The organism is Achromobacter sp. GD03932, from assembly GCF_029839485.1.
Taxonomy (GTDB): Bacteria; Pseudomonadota; Gammaproteobacteria; order Burkholderiales; family Burkholderiaceae_B; genus Achromobacter; species Achromobacter bronchisepticus_A.
Genome location: NZ_JAOCAT010000066.1, coordinates 1 through 3,571 on the forward strand (window position 1 = coordinate 1; position 3,571 = coordinate 3,571).

The 3,571-nt window shown below is 58.6% G+C and carries 4 protein-coding genes; all 4 read right to left on the minus strand.

Annotated elements, in window-relative coordinates; translation table 11 throughout:
- Positions 1–144 precede the first annotated feature (144 nt).
- The 4 genes from N5C88_RS31310 to mphR(F) are packed head-to-tail and all read right to left on the minus strand — an operon-like array spanning position 145 to position 3,255.
- Positions 145–498, minus strand: coding sequence for a nuclear transport factor 2 family protein (locus N5C88_RS31310; protein ID WP_031943237.1), 354 nt, complete (start codon positions 496–498; stop codon positions 145–147).
- A gap of 33 nt (positions 499–531) precedes the next feature.
- Positions 532–1,725 (minus strand): macrolide resistance MFS transporter Mrx(F), encoded by a 1,194-nt coding sequence (gene mrx(F) / locus N5C88_RS31315; RefSeq protein WP_031943236.1) that lies wholly within the window; start codon positions 1,723–1,725, stop codon positions 532–534.
- Positions 1,722–2,621, minus strand: coding sequence for an Mph(F) family macrolide 2'-phosphotransferase (locus N5C88_RS31320; protein ID WP_021263608.1), 900 nt, complete (start codon positions 2,619–2,621; stop codon positions 1,722–1,724). Before N5C88_RS31320 ends, mrx(F) begins: the two co-directional genes overlap by 4 nt.
- 52 nt (positions 2,622–2,673) lie before the next feature.
- Complete coding sequence (mphR(F), locus tag N5C88_RS31325) at positions 2,674–3,255, minus strand: macrolide resistance transcriptional regulator MphR(F) (protein ID WP_021263609.1); 582 nt, start codon at positions 3,253–3,255, stop codon at positions 2,674–2,676.
- Between the last annotated feature and the right edge of the window lie 316 nt (positions 3,256–3,571).

A 3,571-nucleotide genomic window follows, 5' to 3' on the forward strand; every position in this document is an offset into this window, starting at 1 on the left:
GCCTAGCCAAGAAGCCTCTCTCCGCACCGAACTGGTAAGCCGGGCAATCGAGGAAGCCACTCCCCTGATTGCCGGTTTTGAAAACATTGCAGTGCTCGAGCATCTCGATGTCGCGGTGCCACCAGCTGCCAGATTGGTCCAATCCTAGCCACCGACGGTATGTTGGTGCAGCACGATACGCCATACTTGCCCGATAAACACATAGGTAGATGAGCAAAATGCGGCGTAAGGCTGTTCACCCCGCTTCGCCTGCGCCTCGTAGCTGAAAACGACGACATTTTCTGTCGGCAGTTGCCAATGCCCCCCCTCAATTGTGACCTCGTCCCAGCGGGCGAAATTTCCGAGGCTGGCCAAAATTTCCTGCCGTGTCAAAATACCGATCGGCTTTGGAAAAACCATGAAACACTCCGGTGCCATGATCTTATCGAAAGCCTCGGAGCCTTCCAGCCAGAGCCTACGCTCCAACCCGGCAATCTGCTCTTTCAGTGCTGCATGCATGTCGGTTTCTCCTTATGCCGAGGGAATTGAGGCTCAGCGCGGCCCGGCGTCCGCGGACCGCGACCACAACTGCGTACACATGGTAGCCAACGCCGTAGCCAGCATGCAGGCCATCAGCGCCATGCCACTTCCCAGCGTCTCGACCAGGAGACCCGTTAGGAGGGCAATTGGTATCCCTGCCGCCAAAGTCAGAACTGCACTCGCGCTTTGCACCCGTCCGCGCAGATGCTGAGGCGCTTGGATGAAGAGCATAGTGTTCAGGGCGACACCCAAAGGGGCCAGCAGAAGCCCATAGATGAAGGCCAACGGGAGGATGGCTGGGAGAGGCGGAAGAAGCGCCACCGGCACCATTGCCAATGACGCGACAATCACGAGAAGTGCAGTGAACTGCCCGGCCAGCTTTGGAAAGATCGTCAGCAGCAAGGCACCGCAGAGCGATCCGGCGCCGATCGAGGAAGCGGCCAAACCGAATTCCTGAGGCGCTCTGGCAGCCTGATGAAAAAGGGAGGGTAGCAGCACGCTCGTAGTAGTGCTGGTAAAACCCACCACCACCATGACAAGCAACGTCAGATAGGCGAGCGGAGGAGCGCGAAATATAAAGCCGAACGCCGAGAGCATGCCGCCATCATTACGCTTAGTGCGTCGGCGCGCCTCTGGGAGCCAGACGGCAATCAGAAGCGCCGAAAGCATGCTGCATGTGAAGGCGATGACCAGGGCCACGCTCGCACCGCCAAAGCCGATAGAGATACCAGCAAGGGCCGGACCGGCCACGAAGGACGCATTGCCGATCAGCGACTTGAGCGAAACGGCACGCGCCAGCGGGATCTGGCCAAGCCGCGCCAGTTCTGGAATGCGATTATCTTGCGCCGTCATGCCGGGGCTGTCGAGCAGCGCGCCCGCAGCCACCAGCACGGCGATGAAAGGCAGCGCTTCAGGCCCGAGCTGCACTATGGCAGGAACCGCACCCACGCAGACAGCGCTCGCCAATCCCGCGATGATCGCGACCCTGCGCGCGCCATGCCGATCGATCAGCGCCCCTCCGAAAAAAGCGCCGATAACCAAAGCAATAAGGCTCGCGCTTGCAATCGCTCCGGCCCAGAGCCCGCTGCCGCTGAGATCGAGTACCAACCACGGCAGGGCGACGGCGGCAAACGCATTGCCCAGGCGAAACAGGCACCCTGCGGCAAGTACACCCAGGAGCGGGGCCGCGGACCGACGGAGCGTCAAATCCCTGGCGCCGACAAAAGCCCCTGGGCACCCTCCAGATGCTCTGCGCTGCCCGTCTTAAGGGCGAACATAGCATATCGGATGCCCTCGGCGCTCTGCAGCATCTTGCAATGCTCAACTATACGCGGCCAGGTTTGTCCCCCCGCCGCCTCGTAGTGACCGAGGAGGTCGCGCAGGCTAGCTTCGCCGAACACCTTGAGATGTCCAGCCAGATCGATTCCAGGATCGCCGATATGTGCCTCACTCCAGTCGATTATCCCGCAGACAGTACCGTCCGATTTGACCATGACATGCCCGACATAAAGATCGCCGTGCACTGAGGCGGCATGGGTAGGCCAGAATGACAAGTCAGCAAGCCAAGCGCGCCAGAGGGCAAGTCTTGCTGCCGGTACCTCAAAGCTTTTCTCGACAGTTTCGAGATCGCGCGTCCAGTTCTCTCGTACGGCATCGATACTGAGATTGCTTAGCCCCGCGCTAATTGCATCGTCGGTGTCGAGCCCATGCAATTGCGCGAGCGCCGCGCCCAGCGTTTCAACATAGACCGGAGAATTCTGGTCAAAGTGCCAGGTCGTCTCATAGGTCGAGGCGTCAAATGTCAGCCCCGGATTGCCCGGCAGGGAGGGGTAGGCGATGAGATCATCGCTAAAGACCTTCCAGTCCGGCACAGCGACTGGCAGCCGACTGCGGAAATAGTCGAGTATCTTCGCTTCCTTGACTGCCGCACATGCCACGTCCGTCCGGCGCGGCATCCGCAAAACCCACTCTACAGCGTCCCCATCCCTGCCGAAAGCAACTTGGAAATCGAGGCCCATTTCGTTGAGCCTAAGGGAACCGGGCGCAAGCTCCAAGCCTGCCTCCCTGGCCAGCTTCAGTATTCGGTCCGTGTCGTGCAGCATCGCATATCTCATTTATAACTTGCGCGTATGTTATAAACTGATGGAGCAATTGTCAATCGTTTGGCGCAATGCCATTGCCGGGAAAGATCAGGTCCAGCTGAAGCCGTATGTGATCGAGGATATGCCGTTTGAGTTCGCTTGGGCTGTCCACACCCGCCTGAAGTGCTGCGCCCTGCATGGTGGCCTGGATAAGACTTGCCAGCATATCATTTTGCCCCTCGGAAGCGTCGGGCAGTCGCTCCGAGATGGCGTTTCTGATAAGGCGGTTCCTGGCCTTGGCAATGGTATTGAGTTCCTTGTCTACCATGTCGTCGCGCAGCATCATCAGCAGAGATGGCAACCGGTCGTCGCTACCCATCGAATTCACGAGAGTACGAAGGAAAGTCCAGACGTCATCGACACCCTGATGAGAGGGCGCCTCTTGCAAGTACTCTTCGAGCATCTGGAGCCCGCGTTCTGCGACCCGCAGTTGCAGGCCGTCGCGATTCTGGAAGCGTTGAATCAAGGCGGCTCGGCTGAGGCCTACTTCCGTGGCAACGTCAGACAGGGTGAACGCCTCACGTTGAGGGCGCAACATGATCTTCAGAGCCGCATCAAGGACGGTATTGTCATCGACGGTTTTGGGTCTCGGCACGCAATCACCCCGACTGTTGGAATGCGCAAACTCTATATAACTGTCGCGTCAGTTACAATTGAGGTATTTGAGAAGCGGGCGCTACGGTGATTTCCATTTCAAGGCTGGGGCGGTCCAGTTGATTTGCGGGGGTCGACGATTTGTTGAACGAAACTGGCGTTTTACGGGCGCCGAGCGGTGTAATCGCCTGCTGTATCGCGCATTGTTCCGATGTCACTGAGAAGCCTATCGCTCGCATAGAAGAGCTCACACCGCGCCAAACTTCGCGCCCGCCAGCTACCTATGAATTCGGCTAAAACTCTAAGAAATTCTAGGT